The sequence below is a fragment of the Metabacillus niabensis genome (assembly GCF_020524345.1).
Taxonomy (GTDB): domain Bacteria; phylum Bacillota; class Bacilli; order Bacillales; family Bacillaceae; genus Metabacillus; species Metabacillus niabensis_B.
Genome location: NZ_JAIVLH010000010.1, coordinates 169,850 through 185,733 on the forward strand (window position 1 = coordinate 169,850; position 15,884 = coordinate 185,733).

General features: G+C 36.2%; 13 protein-coding genes. 10 read left to right on the forward strand and 3 right to left on the reverse strand.

The window, feature by feature from the left end; genetic code table 11:
- Nucleotides 1-57: 57 nt before the first annotated feature.
- Nucleotides 58-561, reverse strand: coding sequence for a sporulation membrane protein YtrI (gene ytrI, locus LC095_RS12900; RefSeq protein WP_226528533.1), 504 nt, complete (start codon nucleotides 559-561; stop codon nucleotides 58-60).
- Nucleotides 558-893 carry a YtrH family sporulation protein gene (locus LC095_RS12905; RefSeq protein WP_026560822.1) on the reverse strand — a complete coding sequence of 112 codons (336 nt, stop codon included), beginning with the start codon at nucleotides 891-893 and terminating at the stop codon, nucleotides 558-560. The genes ytrI and LC095_RS12905 overlap by 4 nt, the downstream gene beginning before the upstream one ends.
- Before the next feature lie 174 nt (nucleotides 894-1,067).
- On the opposite strand from LC095_RS12905, the gene dnaE reads away from it, so the two are divergent.
- The 8 genes from dnaE to LC095_RS12945 all read left to right on the forward strand — a co-directional run bounded on the left by dnaE (nucleotide 1,068) and on the right by LC095_RS12945 (nucleotide 12,158).
- A complete protein-coding gene (dnaE, locus tag LC095_RS12910; protein WP_226528534.1) occupies nucleotides 1,068-4,415 on the forward strand; it encodes a DNA polymerase III subunit alpha in 3,348 nt (1,115 codons plus the stop codon).
- A 283-nt stretch (nucleotides 4,416-4,698) separates the two neighbouring features.
- On the forward strand, nucleotides 4,699-5,928 hold the full coding sequence (locus LC095_RS12915) for an NADP-dependent malic enzyme (RefSeq protein ID WP_226528535.1): 1,230 nt from the start codon (nucleotides 4,699-4,701) through the stop codon (nucleotides 5,926-5,928).
- Nucleotides 5,929-5,930: 2 nt separating this feature from the next.
- The gene (locus LC095_RS12920; protein WP_226528536.1) at nucleotides 5,931-6,572 is read left to right on the forward strand and encodes a FadR/GntR family transcriptional regulator; all 642 of its coding nucleotides are present in this window, start codon (nucleotides 5,931-5,933) and stop codon (nucleotides 6,570-6,572) included.
- A 123-nt stretch (nucleotides 6,573-6,695) separates the two neighbouring features.
- Nucleotides 6,696-7,571: an acetyl-CoA carboxylase, carboxyltransferase subunit beta gene (accD, locus tag LC095_RS12925; RefSeq protein WP_226528537.1), complete on the forward strand. Its 876-nt coding sequence runs from the start codon at nucleotides 6,696-6,698 to the stop codon at nucleotides 7,569-7,571.
- A complete protein-coding gene (accA, locus tag LC095_RS12930; protein ID WP_226528538.1) occupies nucleotides 7,565-8,542 on the forward strand; it encodes an acetyl-CoA carboxylase carboxyl transferase subunit alpha in 978 nt (325 codons plus the stop codon). Before accD ends, accA begins: the two co-directional genes overlap by 7 nt.
- A gap of 252 nt (nucleotides 8,543-8,794) precedes the next feature.
- Nucleotides 8,795-9,754: a 6-phosphofructokinase gene (gene pfkA / locus LC095_RS12935; protein WP_226528539.1), complete on the forward strand. Its 960-nt coding sequence runs from the start codon at nucleotides 8,795-8,797 to the stop codon at nucleotides 9,752-9,754.
- Between the two features lie 136 nt (nucleotides 9,755-9,890).
- A complete protein-coding gene (pyk, locus tag LC095_RS12940) occupies nucleotides 9,891-11,651 on the forward strand; it encodes a pyruvate kinase (RefSeq protein WP_226528540.1) in 1,761 nt (586 codons plus the stop codon).
- A 120-nt stretch (nucleotides 11,652-11,771) separates the two neighbouring features.
- Complete coding sequence (locus LC095_RS12945) at nucleotides 11,772-12,158, forward strand: FxsA family protein (RefSeq protein ID WP_226528541.1); 387 nt, start codon at nucleotides 11,772-11,774, stop codon at nucleotides 12,156-12,158.
- 79 nt (nucleotides 12,159-12,237) lie between these two features.
- Here LC095_RS12945 and ytvI read toward each other — a convergent pair whose 3' ends face one another.
- Nucleotides 12,238-13,356, reverse strand: coding sequence for a sporulation integral membrane protein YtvI (gene ytvI, locus LC095_RS12950; RefSeq protein WP_226528542.1), 1,119 nt, complete (start codon nucleotides 13,354-13,356; stop codon nucleotides 12,238-12,240).
- Nucleotides 13,357-13,553: 197 nt separating this feature from the next.
- Here ytvI and LC095_RS12955 point away from each other — a divergent pair, with 197 nt between their 5' ends.
- Both LC095_RS12955 and citZ read left to right on the forward strand, forming a co-directional pair.
- The gene (locus tag LC095_RS12955; RefSeq protein ID WP_226528543.1) at nucleotides 13,554-14,015 is read left to right on the forward strand and encodes a DUF441 domain-containing protein; all 462 of its coding nucleotides are present in this window, start codon (nucleotides 13,554-13,556) and stop codon (nucleotides 14,013-14,015) included.
- A 593-nt stretch (nucleotides 14,016-14,608) separates the two neighbouring features.
- Nucleotides 14,609-15,724, forward strand: a complete 1,116-nt coding sequence (citZ, locus tag LC095_RS12960) for a citrate synthase (protein WP_078432535.1) — start codon at nucleotides 14,609-14,611, stop codon at nucleotides 15,722-15,724.
- The last annotated feature ends 160 nt before the right edge of the window (nucleotides 15,725-15,884 follow it).

The window sequence follows — 15,884 nt, forward strand, 5'->3', positions numbered from 1 at the left end:
CGAAAAAACTAAGAAATTGCGATTCAATTTTTAAATTATTGAAAAAGAGACATATTTTTAATCAAGAAAGGAAATTTCTACTTCGACGTACAGGGTAGTGTGTAACAATAATTTTGTTAATTCAAGCTTGTATTTTTTTCCATCGAATTCGAAGATTCGGTTTTCAATTGTTCGCTCAATCAAAAGTTGGCTTGAGGAAACACTTTCAATATCTTTAGTAATAAGATCACTTAAGTCTTCTTTTATGCTGTTTTCAATATTTTTAATCCTAAATTCTTTAAACAGGTAACGATCCCCATTTGTTAAGTGGATCTTTATTTCCTGAATCGTTAGTTTTTTTTGTGCTTCTTTATTCAGCTTAGTATACTCTTCTTGATAAATTTTTTTATCGTTCTGTAATTCTTGAATTATTTGCTTTTGCTCATTTATAATTGTACTGTGCTTTTCTTGATTAACACCATAAATAAATAGGAATACGCCCCAACTGATAATTGCTCCTATTGCTGCACCAGCAAAAAATCTTTGCCATGAAGGCTGCTGATAGTGTGGCGGTATTCTCATGATAAATGCTCCTGAGTTAACCAAGTAATAAGAAGCCAGCCTGTTTGTGCTCCTCCCATAGCAGAAACGATTAAGAGTACCTGTTTCACAATATCTCTTGTTTCACCTTGGAAAATCCCGCGTTCAAAACTGTAAAATGCGTCAAATGTTCCTCCTATTGCAGCAACAAGAGCCCATATTTTTAGTCGATTTGCAAATTCAAACATCTTTGTTAATGGTGGCTCTCCGGCTAAAAAGGCACCAATAGCGCCGATCAAGGTCCCTCCTAAAAGTACTCCTAAGGCAATAAAATAACTATGAATAAAAGCCGGCATAAAGGCTTCTTTGTCCATGTCAATCAACCTCCTATTTCTATATATATGGACGACCATTTTTAAGTATGTTTGCCATGACAAAATAAATGGTGCTAACTTTTTAAAAGCTCTTATTTGTGCAGCATCCTATTCAGGAATATAATATTAAGTAAGATACCGATCGAATGATTTTAACAAGAAAGGGGGATTTCAATGCCTTTTGTTCATCTCCAAGTTAAAAGTGCGTACAGTTTACTTACAAGTGCAGCAAGATTAGATAAACTTGTAGGCAAAGCGAAAGAACTTCAATTCAAAGCGATGGCATTAACTGATTTTCAAGTGATGTATGGCGCCATTGCCTTTTATAAATTATGTCAACAACATGGCATAAAGCCAATTATGGGTTTATCCATTCACGTAATCGAAAACGATAGTCAAATTCCTCTTGTTCTCTTAGCTGAGAATAATGTAGGTTATCAAAATTTAATCAAGATTAGCAGTGCTCTACAAACAAAGTCACCAGAAGGACTTCCTAAGCGCTGGTTAAAAAGCTATAGCCGGGGATTAATTGCCATCCTGCCCGGACAAAATGTGGTGAACCTCGATGATGCTATCCATAAAGTAGAAGAATATCAGTCGATTTTTGGACAACAGTCATTTTACATAGGTTTTCAATTAATATCTAAGAACGAAGATGATGGACCTGAGCATTTGGTCAAGTTAAGTGATCAAACAAACAGTCCTCTTGTTGCAATCAATGACGTTTGTTACATCGAAAAAGAAGACTATTTAGCACATAAGTGTTTACAGGCAATAAAAAATGGAGATAAGTTTTCTGATGAAAAAATGGACCTCAAGGAGCCTGAGGAACACTATTTAAAATCAGCTAATGATATGGTCTCACTATTTGAGGACTATCCTGATGCTCTGGAAAATACATTGAAGATTGCTGAAAGATGTTGTGTGAATTTGGATTTAGGTGTTTCACATTTACCAACCTTTCCAACTCCTGAAAATCAAAGTGCGGATGTTTATTTGGAGGAGCTGTGCTATGAAGGTTTAGCATCTCGCTTTAACAATAAGGATTCTATATCTATATATGAGCAGCGGTTAAAGTATGAGTTGAGTGTGATTAAAAGGATGAATTTTAGTGACTACTTCTTAATTGTATGGGATTTTATGAAGTATGCTCACGAAAATAAGATCCTGACTGGCCCGGGGCGTGGGTCAGCTGCCGGATCGCTTGTATCATATGTCTTAAAAATTACAGATGTGGATCCTATTCAACACAGATTGCTCTTTGAGAGGTTTTTAAATCCTGAACGTATCTCAATGCCTGATATTGATATTGACTTCCCTGACACAAAACGTGATGACGTTATTTCATATGTTGCTAAAAAATATGGAAAGCTTCATGTTGCTCAAATAATCACTTTTGGCACACTGGCAGCTAAGGCTGCAATTCGGGACGTAGGCCGAGTGATGGGAGCTTCTCCGAAAGAGACGGACGTCCTCTCCAAGCTTATTCCCTCACGTCCTGGAATATCGTTAAATGACGCATATAAAGAATCGGAGTCTCTCCAAAAAGCGATATCAGAAAACGATACATACAACCAAATTTTCAAAACAGCTTTGAAAATTGAAGGACTTCCACGTCATACGTCAACACATGCGGCAGGTGTTGTCCTAAGTGATCAGCCGCTTACAAATATTGTTCCAATTCAGGAAGGACAGCAAGATGTATATTTAACTCAATTTTCAATGGATTATTTAGAGGATCTGGGCCTCTTAAAGATGGATTTTCTAGGTTTGAGAAACTTGTCTTTACTCGAAAATGTTATAACACTGATTCAACGTGGAGAAGGGAAAGGTGTAGACCTTTCAGACCTTCCTTATCAAGATGAAAAAACGTTCCGGCTCTTAACACAAGGGGATACAACAGGTGTATTCCAGCTTGAATCCGATGGTATGAGAAGTGTTTTAAAACGCTTGGGGCCAACAACTCTGGAGGATATTGTCGCGGTAAATGCTTTGTATAGACCGGGCCCAATGGAAAATATCCCGCTTTATATAGAGCGAAAACATCATAAAAGTGACATAACATATCTTCATCCTGCACTCAAACCGATTTTGCAGAATACGTATGGTGTAATCGTTTATCAAGAACAAATTATGGAGATAGCATCCACTATGGCAGGCTTTTCATTAGGAGAAGCAGATTTATTAAGGAGAGCAGTAGGAAAGAAAAAGAAAGAAATACTTGATAAAGAACGCGAGCATTTTGTTAAAGGCTGTCAATTAAATGGATATAACCTTCAAGTGGCCAATTCCATTTATGATCTGATTGTGAAATTCGCTAATTATGGATTTAATAGGAGCCACGCTGTCGCATATAGTATGATTGCTTATCAGCTTGCTTTTTTAAAAGCTCATTTTCCTTTATATTTTTGGACCGCGTTATTAACAAGTGTTAATGGAAATGAAGATAAGGTTGCTCAATATGTTCGGGAAGCGAAGCAATCAGGAATTTCAATCTTGCCTCCTTCCATTAATAAAAGTGCATTTCCGTTTCTTGTTGAAAAGAAGGCCATTCGTTTTAGTTTATCAGGAATTAAGAATGTTGGGGTTGCTGCTGTTAAGGAAATTTTTCATGCAAGACGACAAAAACCGTTTGAAGACCTATTTGATTTTTGTATTAGAGTCTCGATGAAAATTATTACTAGACGAACAATGGAGCAACTTATTTTTGCAGGTGCAATGGATGAATTTGGGGTAGATAGAGCCACATTACTAGCAAGTTTAGATGTTGCGATTGAGCATGCTGAACTTATGACACCTTCGGATGATCAACATTTTGATTTATTTTTAGGTGATGAGTTTAACCTAAAGCCCAAATACATTGAGGTAGAGCCATTTAAAACAGAAGAAAAACTAAGATATGAAAAAGAATCTCTAGGATTTTATTTTTCTAGTCATCCTGTTGAGGTTTTTCGTAAAAAGTTAATTGATATAGGAGCAACTACTATTGATCAATTACCCTCCAAAATAGATCGTAAAGTTTCAATAGGCGGGTTGATTGGGGCAGTAAGAACCATCCGTACAAAAAAAGGGGAGGTTATGGCTTTTTTGAGTCTAGGCGATGAAACGGGCGAAATTGATGCCGTCTTATTTCCGCAAACCTATACCAAATTTAGTGAGAAAACAAAGGATGGATTGGTGTTTTTGTTTGGAGGTAAGGTCGAGAAAAGGCAGGATAAGATACAATTTATTATTCAACAAATGATAGATACAAATGAATTGCCTGAGCTGTCACAACAGGAAAAGCTGTTCATAAAAATAGAAAAACAGACTGTTGATCAAAATAAGCTTATCCAGGTGAAAGAAATGCTCAAAAGTTTCCAGGGCAAAACACCTGTTTTCCTTCATTATGAAAATGAGAAACGAACCATACAATTGCCTGAGGAGTTCTTTATTCATGCAACGGACACCAGTCTAAATGAATTAATGAAGCTGCTGGGTAAAGAAAATGTGGTGTTAATGAAAGGAAAAGGTGATAGATAAAATATGCCTATGACATTGTATCTAATCATGTAACGACACTTTACAAAGTAGTGATTTATGTTATTATTTAATAATGATTAAAGGGTGGTCAGACCACTTAGAAAATCCGAAAGAATGCTATTTGAACATAGCAATTTTTTATGTTAGCAAACCATTATTTATGAATGAATGTGATCTGAAAAAATATAAGAAAAACTGCTATTCTAAAACGTTTTTATTTTTCTGAGATTGATTCAACAAATGTTAGGATGTCTTAATGACTTTCACAGGGGAGTGTTCAATTATGTCATTGCGGGAAGAAGCCTTACATATTCATCGAGTTCATAGAGGAAAGTTGGAGTCAAAATCAAAGATACCAGTTAAGAATGCCCATGATTTAAGTCTGGCATACTCACCTGGAGTAGCAGAACCGTGTAAAGATATCTATGATGATAAGAACAAAGTATACGAGTACACAATGAAAGGGAACATGGTAGCTGTGGTATCTGATGGGACTGCGGTGTTAGGTTTGGGGAATATTGGACCTGAAGCCGCATTGCCAGTTATGGAAGGAAAGGCTGTACTATTTAAAAGCTTTGCAGGTGTTGATGCTTTTCCAATTTGTTTGAACACTACTGATATAGAGCAAATTGTCACTACTGTTAAACTCCTTGAACCAACGTTCGGCGGAGTAAATTTAGAAGATATAGCTGCGCCAAACTGTTTTGTCATTGAAGAAAGGTTAAAAAAAGAAACAAATATACCAATTTTCCATGATGATCAGCACGGTACGGCGATTGTAACCGTAGCAGGACTTGTAAATGCTTTGAAGTTGGTAGGGAAAAGCATGTCAAATATCCGCGTAGTAGCAAACGGTGCCGGAGCTGCCGGTATTGCCATCATTAAGCTTTTATACCGATATGGTGTTAGAGATATTATCATGTGTGATACAAAAGGAGCTATCTACGAAAATCGACTTCATGGAATGAATAGTGTGAAGTCAGAAGTAGCTAAGTATACCAACCGGGATCAAAAAGAAGGATCACTTGCTGATGTTATAAAAGGAGCAGATGTATTCATAGGGGTTTCTGTCCAAGGTGCATTGACAAAAGAAATGGTTCAATCGATGAATGAAAATCCTATTATTTTTGCAATGGCAAATCCAGTCCCTGAAATTATGCCTAAGGAGGCAAAAGAGGCTGGTGCAAAGGTCATTGGTACAGGTCGCTCTGATTTTCCTAATCAGGTGAATAATGTTCTTGCATTTCCAGGAATCTTTAGAGGGGCTCTCGATGTCAGAGCAACGCATATCAATGAGCAAATGAAAATTGCTGCGGTCGAGGCTATTGCATCTCTTATATCAGAAAAGGATTTGAACTCTGATTATGTTATACCTGCACCTTTTGATCCAAGAGTGGCACCAGCTGTAGCATCGGCAGTTGCAAAAGCTGCTATGGAGACAGGTGTTGCAAGAATAAAGGTTGACCCTGAGGAAGTTGCTGAAAAAACAAGGCAGCTTGCCATTATTGAATAAAAGTGAGTGATACGTCATTGTCAACATCGCAATCTAAGGTATATATTGAAATCCTTCGTTATATCCGGGCTTTTATTGCAGAAAAGCAGCTTTCTTATGGGGATAAAATACCTTCCGAACGAGAATTAGCTGAAAAACTAAAGGTTGGAAGATCCTCTGTTCGCGAAGCATTAAGAGCGCTTGAGTTACTTGGGATGATTGAAACGCGAAGAGGGGAAGGTACTTTTTTAAAAGATTTTAGGGAACATAATTTGATTGAAGTGCTCGGAACGTTTATATTAGAGGACTCAAAGGCAATAGATGATATTATTGAAATGAATGATCTTCTTGAACGAAATGCCTTGCTATTAATTTTATCAAATAACGAGGAACAAACCCTGAAATTATTAAGGGAAAAACTTCATAATGGTATGATGAGCAGATATGAACTTATGAAGGAGCTTATGGTTCTAGCCGATAATCATCTTTTATATCGTATTTGGAATGTATTAAATGAGTATGTTTACTTTGTTCATAAAGGCAATGATGAAATTTATTATACAAAGAAAAATGGTGAAAAGCTAATAAACGCTTTAATAGAAAAAGACCAGGTGGAAGTGTACAGAATTTATGAATCGGTATCTCTTAAAGAAAATGTCGAATAATAACAGACAAAATTCTACAACATCCTTGTCTTTCATTAGTTAAAGTTAGATTAATTGACAAACATCATTTAGACATAATAAACGAAAAAAGAGTAGCAGCTTAAGTATAGGGGAGGTACCGTTTTGCTAAAAGATTTATTTACAAAGCCAAAACCAAAGAAAAAGAAATATGCCTCAATTCCTTCAGAGCAGGCCAAACAAGATGTTCCGGAAGGAATTGTAATAAAATGTCCAAGTTGTAAAAAAATTATGTACACAAAAGAATTAATGAAGAATGTAAAGGTGTGTATGAACTGTTCCTACCACCATCAAATGAACGCTAGAGAGCGTATTGCAAGCTTGTTAGATGAAAATAGCTTTGTTGAATATGATAAAGAAATGATTTCTGAGAATCCATTAAACTTTCCTGGTTATGAAGAAAAATTAGAGAAGGACCGCCAAAAAACGAATCAAAATGAAGCGGTTGTAACAGGAGAAGGAACGATCAACGGATTCAGGACAAGTGTTGCCATAATGGATGCAAGCTTCAGAATGGGAAGCATGGGATCTGTTGTTGGAGAAAAAATCACCCGTGCAATAGAAACAGCTAATGAAAAGGGATTGCCTATCATTATTTTCACTGCTTCTGGTGGAGCAAGAATGCAAGAAGGTGTTTTAAGCTTAATGCAGATGGCGAAAACAAGTTCAGCACTTAAGCTCTTTAGTGATAATGGCGGGTTAATTATCTCGGTGATGACTCATCCAACCACTGGAGGAGTTTCAGCAAGTTTTGCCTCTCTTGGTGATTATAACTTTGCAGAGCCAGGGGCTCTTATAGGTTTTGCAGGTCGTAGAATTATTGAACAAACGATACGAGAAGAACTGCCGGAAGACTTCCAAACTGCAGAGTTTCTCTTGAAGCATGGTCAATTAGATGCGGTTATTAACAGACAGGATTTAAAAGAAAAACTTGGTAATATCCTTGATATTCATCAAGCGGGAGGTGAAATCACATGGTAGGTGAATTGGAATTTGAAAAACCGGTCATGGAGCTCAGAGGAAAAATTAAAGAGCTTAAGGAATTTACAACCCAGTCTGATGTGGATTTATCATCAGAAATTGAAAAGTTAGAAGACCGGTTGGAAAAGCTGGAAAATGAAATCTATTCAAATATAAAACCGTGGGACAGAGTTCAAATTGCCAGACATCCAAACCGTCCAACCACACTGGATTATATTGAACGTATTTTCACAAATTTTATCGAATGTCATGGTGACCGTTTTTATGGTGATGATGATGCGATTGTGAGTGGAATCGCTAAGTTCAGAGATATTCCTGTTACAGTAATCGGACATCAACGTGGAAAAGATACAAAGGAAAATATTAAAAGAAATTTTGGTATGCCACATCCTGAAGGATATCGTAAAGCGTTGAGATTAATGAAACAAGCAGATAAATTTAACCGTCCCATCATTTGCTTTATTGATACAAAGGGAGCTTATCCAGGTAAGGCTGCTGAGGAAAGAGGGCAAAGTGAAGCAATTGCTAAAAACTTATTTGAAATGGCCGGCCTTTCCGTACCTATTATTTGTATCGTTATAGGAGAAGGAGGAAGCGGTGGGGCTTTAGCGCTAGGTGTTGGAAACTATATTCATATGTTAGAGAACTCTACTTATTCTGTGATCTCTCCTGAAGGAGCTGCTGCCCTATTATGGAAGGATGCCGGATTGGCGAAAAAAGCAGCGGAAACAATGAAGATTACTGCACCGGATTTAAAAGAATTAGGTGTGGTAGACGAGATTATCCCTGAAGTAAAGGGTGGGGCACATAAAGACGTAGGTCTCCAAGCGAAGAATATTGAAGAGGTTTTAGCAAAATCATTAAAACAACTTTCAACGATGAGTGATGAAGAACTAATCCAGCATCGTTATGAAAAATATAAAAGAATAGGTCAAGTATCGTTTGCAAACGATCTTCTTGGGGTAAAATAGATAAACGTGTGGCCTTAGCAGGTCCACGTTTTCTTTTCGGACTCTATTATTGATGCAACGATGACAAAGTTGGACAATAATTTTGCAAAATTACATAATTCAATAAACACAAATGATAATTTATTGTATAATGAAAAAGGCTCATAAATAGGATATTCGACAAAAGTTGACCTTTTGTTGTATCTACAATATTTTCATGTTATTTTTGAAGTAATTCAAAATTTCTATTTAAAATAGTGGGGTGAGGAAAGGTTGAAAAAAATAGGTGTTTTAACAAGTGGTGGAGATGCTCCAGGTATGAATGCTGCCATTCGTGCAGTTGTTCGTAAAGCAATATATCACGATATTGAAATTTATGGAATCTATAATGGATATACTGGATTGATTGAAGGTAGAATTGAAAAATTAGAACTTGGCTCTGTTGGTGATATCATTCATCGTGGAGGAACAAAATTATATTCTGCAAGATGTCCGGAATTTAAAACAATTGAAGGTCAGAAAAAAGGTATTGAGCAATTAAAGAAACATGGAATCGAAGGATTGGTCGTCATCGGTGGAGATGGTTCTTATATGGGGGCTAAAAAGCTTACAGAACACGGCTTCCCTTGTGTAGGTGTACCTGGTACTATTGATAATGACATTCCGGGAACAGATTTTACAATTGGCTTTGACACTGCTCTAAATACAGTCATTGATGCAGTAGATAAAATTCGTGATACTGCAACATCGCATGAGCGTACATATGTAATTGAAGTAATGGGAAGACATGCAGGTGATATAGCTCTTTGGTCAGGTTTGGCTGGTGGGGCAGAAACTATTTTAATTCCTGAAGCTGATTATGATATGGATCAAGTTGTATCACGATTAAAAAGAGGACATGACCGCGGTAAAAAACACAGTATCATTATTGTTGCTGAAGGTGTTGGAAGCGGTGTGGAATTTGCTAAAAAAATTGAAGAAGCTACTTCATTTGAAACACGTGTTTCAGTATTAGGACATGTTCAACGTGGTGGTTCACCAACTGCATTTGACCGTGTATTAGCAAGCAGACTTGGTGCTTATGCTGTTGAATTACTGTTAGATGGTAAAGGTGGACGCTGTGTTGGAATTCAAAAGAATGAACTAGTTCATCATGATATCCTTGAGATTCTTGATCAGCCACATTCAATTGATGAAAACATGTACAGATTGTCTAAAGAACTATCCATATAGAAACCTGGTGGTATCGTTTCTATAAATACATGTTTTTTTATATATAAGATTATAGCCATACTAACAATGGATAAAGGAGTAGGCTATGAAAGAATGTCTATCTTCTTTATCCGCTAAATGGTAGGAGGAAAACAATATGCGTAAAACAAAGATTGTATGTACGATTGGTCCAGCTAGTGAAGCGATTGAAAAGTTATCTGAATTGATGGAAGCTGGTATGAATGTAGCCCGTCTAAACTTTTCACATGGTGATTTTGATGAGCACGGTGCCAGGATTAAAAATATTAGAGAAGCGTCTGCTAAATTAAATAAGAATGTAGCCATTCTATTGGATACAAAGGGTCCTGAGATCCGCACAAATACAATGGAGAACGGTGCTATTGAACTGATTGCAGGAAATGAAATCATCGTTTCGATGGAAGAAGTTGTAGGAACAACAGAAAAATTTTCTGTAACGTATGAAGGACTAATAGATGACGTACATACAGGTTCAACTATTTTGCTAGATGATGGACTTATTGAACTTGAAGTTCTTAGTTTAGATCATGCAAAAGGTGAAATTAAAACCTTAATTAAAAACAGTGGTACATTAAAGAATAAAAAAGGTGTTAACGTACCGGGTGTTAGCGTTAAACTGCCGGGAATCACTGAAAAAGATGCAAGAGACATTGTGTTTGGAATTGAACAAGATGTTGATTTTATTGCTGCTTCTTTTGTTCGTCGTGCTTCAGATGTTCTTGAAATTCGTGAATTACTTGAAGAACATAATGCAGGTCATATTCAAATCATTCCTAAGATTGAGAATCAAGAAGGTGTTGACAACATTGACGAGATTTTAGAAGTTTCCGATGGATTAATGGTTGCTCGCGGAGATTTAGGTGTTGAAATTCCTGCTGAGGAAGTGCCATTAGTTCAAAAAGAGTTAATCCGTAAATGTAATGCGTTAGGTAAACCTGTTATCACAGCTACTCAAATGCTTGATAGCATGCAACGTAACCCAAGACCAACACGTGCAGAAGCAAGTGATGTGGCAAACGCTATTTTTGATGGCACTGATGCAATCATGCTTTCTGGTGAAACTGCTGCCGGTTCTTATCCGGTGGAAGCGGTTAAAACGATGCATAACATTGCATCTAGAGCAGAACAGGCTTTAGATTACAAACAAATTCTTTCTAAACGAAGTGCTGAAGTGGGAACAACGATTACAGATGCAATTGGACAATCTACAGCTTATACAGCGTTAAATTTAGGAGTATCTGCTATTGTTACTCCAACTGAAAGTGGTCACACAGCAAGAATGATCTCTAAATACCGTCCAAAGGCACCAATTATTGCTGTGACAGTTTCTGATTCAATTTCCCGTAAGTTAGCATTAGTATGGGGAGTTTATCCAAGAAGTGGCAATCACTCAACTTCAACAGATGAAATGTTAGACTCCTCAATCTTACAAGCAATTAACAGTGGTTTAGTTACACACGGGGATTTAATTGTTATTACGGCTGGTGTTCCGGTTGGAGAGTCTGGAACGACAAATCTGATGAAAGTACATGTTATTGGTAATGTACTTGCAAAGGGTCAAGGAATTGGAAGGAAAACTTCTTTTGGTAAGGTAGTTGTAGCAAGTACAGCAAAAGATGCTAAAGAAAAAATGACAGATGGTGCAATTTTAGTAGCACAAAGTACTGACCGAGATATGATGGAAGCACTTGAAAAGGCGTCTGCCCTAATTACTGAAGAAGGCGGATTAACAAGTCATGCTGCAGTAGTAGGTTTAAGCCTTGGAATTCCTGTTATTGTAGGAGTAGAAAATGCAACAAACATTTTACAAGATGGTCAGGATATAACGGTTGATGCTGTAAGAGGTGTCATCTATCAAGGGCATGCTAGCGTTCTTTAATAACGAGAGAAAATAGATAACATATAAAAAAGAGAAGGGTTTATTCCTTCTCTTTTTTACTATAAACGAATATGATGAAGTAAAGCTCTCTACAAAATTGATGTGATAAGAGGTGAAGGTGTGCGTGTACTAATGCTACTTATTATCGTTATCCCAGCTTTAGAGATTGGAGTGTTTATCCTTTCCGGCAGGACGATCGGTACAATTCCAACAATTTTATTTATTATCTTGACAGGAGTCTTAGGGGCATGGCTGGCAAAGAAACAAGGGCTGGAGACATTACGTAATGCTCAGCAGCAAATGCAGTTCGGTCAAATCCCTGGGGCTGCTCTCATAGATGGAATATGTATCCTTATAGGTGGAATATTACTATTAACCCCTGGATTTATTTCCGATATAGTTGGTTTTTTATTATTAATTCCTATCACAAGGAACAAAATTAAACCTTTATTCCTATTTGTAATCAAAAAAATGATCGATAAAAATCATTTCACAATTATAAGGTGAGATAATTGGTTTTGTTAGATGCAATTAAACAAATAGGGACAGTTCCATAAATAATTCCAATTGGAACTGCCCGCCTCTTTTATTTTTTATGATGACCAGCAATAAACTTCCATAAATCTTCATACACTCCGGCACTCTTCAATGTTTTTAAAACAACTAGTACAATTGGTCCCGCTATTAATCCTAAAAATCCTATCAATTTATAACCAACAAATAAAGCAACAAGTGTAGCTAGAGGATCTAAACCAATGCTTGAAGAAAGTACTTTCGGCTCCATGATTTGTCTTTGGACTAAGACAATCATATAAAGAATTCCCAGCCCAATAGCAAGAGGCAACCCATCACTAAAAGAGAGGTAAACAATCCACGGTACAAACACTAACCCTGTACCTAAATATGGAAGGATATCAACTAGTCCAATTAAAAGCGCAATTGTGATGGCATAATCAACTCGTAAGACTAATAGTCCAATTAAGACAATGGCTGTCGTAATGGAAATCAAAGTTGCCTGAGCACGTATAAAGCCAATAAGTGCTTTCTTTAATTCCACAAAAATAGTTTTTCCGCTTGACTTTGCTTTCTGTGGGACAAAAACAGCAACTGTAGATTTAAACTTATACCAGTCTTTGCTAATAAAAAATGTCGCTAACAGTGAAAAGATAATGACGGTAGCGGTGTTAGGAAGCCAACTAATGATAACAGGTATATTCTCTAAAAAGCTCTTAATGAAGTTTCCTACACTTGATGCAACTTGCTCGCCAATATTTTGGATATTTGCAATAATAGATTGTTGTTGATTTGTTTCAAGTGTATTAAAGAAATACGTTAATTGATTATAGATAGGCATAATTTTAGTCACGAAAAATGTTTCAATGTAAAGAGCTAATAAATCTAAGTGACCCGGAATGACTTTTGCTAAATAAGTGGTACCGGCAACAATTTCAGCAACTAATAGAATAAGAACACCCGCTATCATGCAAATTAAGAGCAAGATAGAAAGAATCACAGCAAAACCCCTGGGTATTCTGAAAAGGCGTTCTATTCCATTTACAATTGGGTTAATCAGCATGCTAATTAAAATTGCAATAATAAAAGGATAAGTCAATGTTGCCAAATAATAACCTATGGATATGCTTAAAAAAAAGATGGCCAAAATAAACAAAGCCCTTAATATACTATTTACGTATTGCAAATTCACTCTTGCAATCCCCCCATACGATAAGCTCTATGGGCTATATGAATATCTACTATCAAAATAGTTGAGCTCATAGATATTTAATTGGTATATAGCATGTTTATTACTAATGGAGCTTGTTTATACTTTAAATTTATGAATGTAATGATGAAATATATAGGAATAGAATGAATTTAAGTAATTTATGGAGGTTTTATACCATGTTTAGTCAATCGTCTTTATTTTTATTTATTCTCTTAGCTATTGGATTTATAGCTAAAAACCAATCATTATTGATTGCAGTCGGAGCCTTGCTTCTAATTAAATTGCTAGGTTTAGAAGCAAAATTATTACCTGCAATTGGTTCGAAAGGAATTAATTGGGGAGTGACGATCATTACAATCGCTGTGTTAGTCCCGATTGCAACAGGTGAAATTGGCTTTAAGCAATTAATTGATGCTCTAAAATCATCATATGCCTGGATTGCTTTAGGTGCAGGTATTGCAGTTGCCTTGATTGCCAAAAACGGTCTTACGCTACTTGCAGAAGATCCGCATATTACAACAGCTTTAGTATTCGGTACTATTCTTGCGGTTACACTTTTTAATGGTGTTGCAGTAGGACCATTAATTGGTGCGGGAATCGCTTATTTAGCTATGCAAATAGTTAAGATTTTTAGTTAAGATAGAAAAAATGTCATCAATAATGTAGAAAAAACCTGTACACTAATATAACAAATTTATGTTATGGTATTAATAGCGTTGTAGTTTATATAGAAGAAATCCTTAAAAAAACATTTTTCTAACAAATTTTTAACTATTAAAGTGGTTTTCATTCACAAAAATCAGATAATTGTTTATAATAGGATTAGCTTCAAAAAAAATGCCTACATGCTAATAGGTAGTTTGCCTGTAGCAAACTGGTTATACTATCAATTCAACTCTTGCTTTCCAGATAGTATAAAATACGTCACATGTAACCTAATATGTGATATTTTTTCAAAATAATAAAAAATGTAAGCATTTTCTTTATGCTGCTTGTATTTGAGCAAGCGCTCGATCGTCTAAAAGTTTAAAAGTAAACATTTAAGTACTAACATTCTTGATCTAAAGAGCCATCATAATGATTTTTTCATATATGATTAGAAAAAGATTTGACAAGGCTTCCTTACATAAAGGAAAACCAATTAACAATGAAGTCAATATTTCTTGTACTTAAATCTTTTAAACTTTAAGATGACTCAATTGGGGAATAAAAGGCAAAGGAGAGGTTTTATATGACAGCAACAAAAGGTCTTGAAGGAATCGTTGCAACTACTTCATCTGTTAGCTCAATCATTGATGATACTCTAACATATGTGGGCTACAATATTGATGATTTAGCTGAAAATGCTAGCTTTGAAGAAGTGGTTTATTTATTATGGCACAGAAAACTTCCAAATTCAGAACAACTTGCAGAAATTAAAAAGCAGCTTGCGGAAAATGCAAAAATTCCACAGCAGGTTATTGAACACTTCAAATCATATCCTATCGATAAAGTCCACCCAATGGCTGCACTTCGTACTGCTGTATCATTACTTGGTTTGTTTGATGATGAAGCAGATGTGATGGAACCTAGTGCAAACTACAGAAAAGCTATTCGTCTGCAGGCACAACTGCCTATAGTTGTCACAACTTTTGCACGAATCCGTAAAGGATTAGAGCCAATCGAACCTAGAACAGACTTGTCAATGGCTGCAAACTTTTTATATACACTTTCAGGAAAAGAGCCAGATCAAATTGCAATTGAAGCATTTAACAAGGCTCTCGTATTACACGCGGATCATGAGCTGAATGCATCTACATTTACAGCACGTGTTTGTGTTGCCACATTATCAGATGTATACTCCGGTGTAACAGCAGCAATAGGAGCTTTAAAAGGCCCTCTTCATGGTGGGGCAAATGAGGCTGTAATGAAAATGCTCTCTGAAATAGGGGAAGTTGAAAATGTTGAGAGCTATATCAATGAGAAATTTGCAAATAAAGAAAAAATTATGGGCTTTGGTCACCGTGTTTATCGTAAAGGAGATCCTAGAGCCAAGCACCTGAAGAAAATGTCAGAGAAGTTAACGAATCTAACAGGTGAACCGAAATGGTATGAGATGTCAACTAAAGTTGAGGAAATGGTTACTTCTAAAAAACCATTGCCACCTAACGTAGATTTTTACTCAGCTTCTGTTTATCATAGTTTAGGTATTGACCATGATTTATTTACACCTATTTTTGCAGTAAGCCGTGTATCTGGTTGGTTAGCACATATTTTAGAACAATATGAAAACAACCGTCTGATTAGGCCAAGAGCAGAATACGTTGGCCCTGATAAGCAGGATTATGTTCCATTGGAGCAACGTTAAGCCTTTATTGGATGTCAGTAGTAGTTGATTCCGAATGCATTTCCTCAAGTATGGAGGGGATGCAAAAAAGGAATCAGTACTACTTAATCATATAAACATATGGAATCTTATAATTCCAAAAATGAGAGTACTATACTTTAAGAAGTTTATATCTATTGGT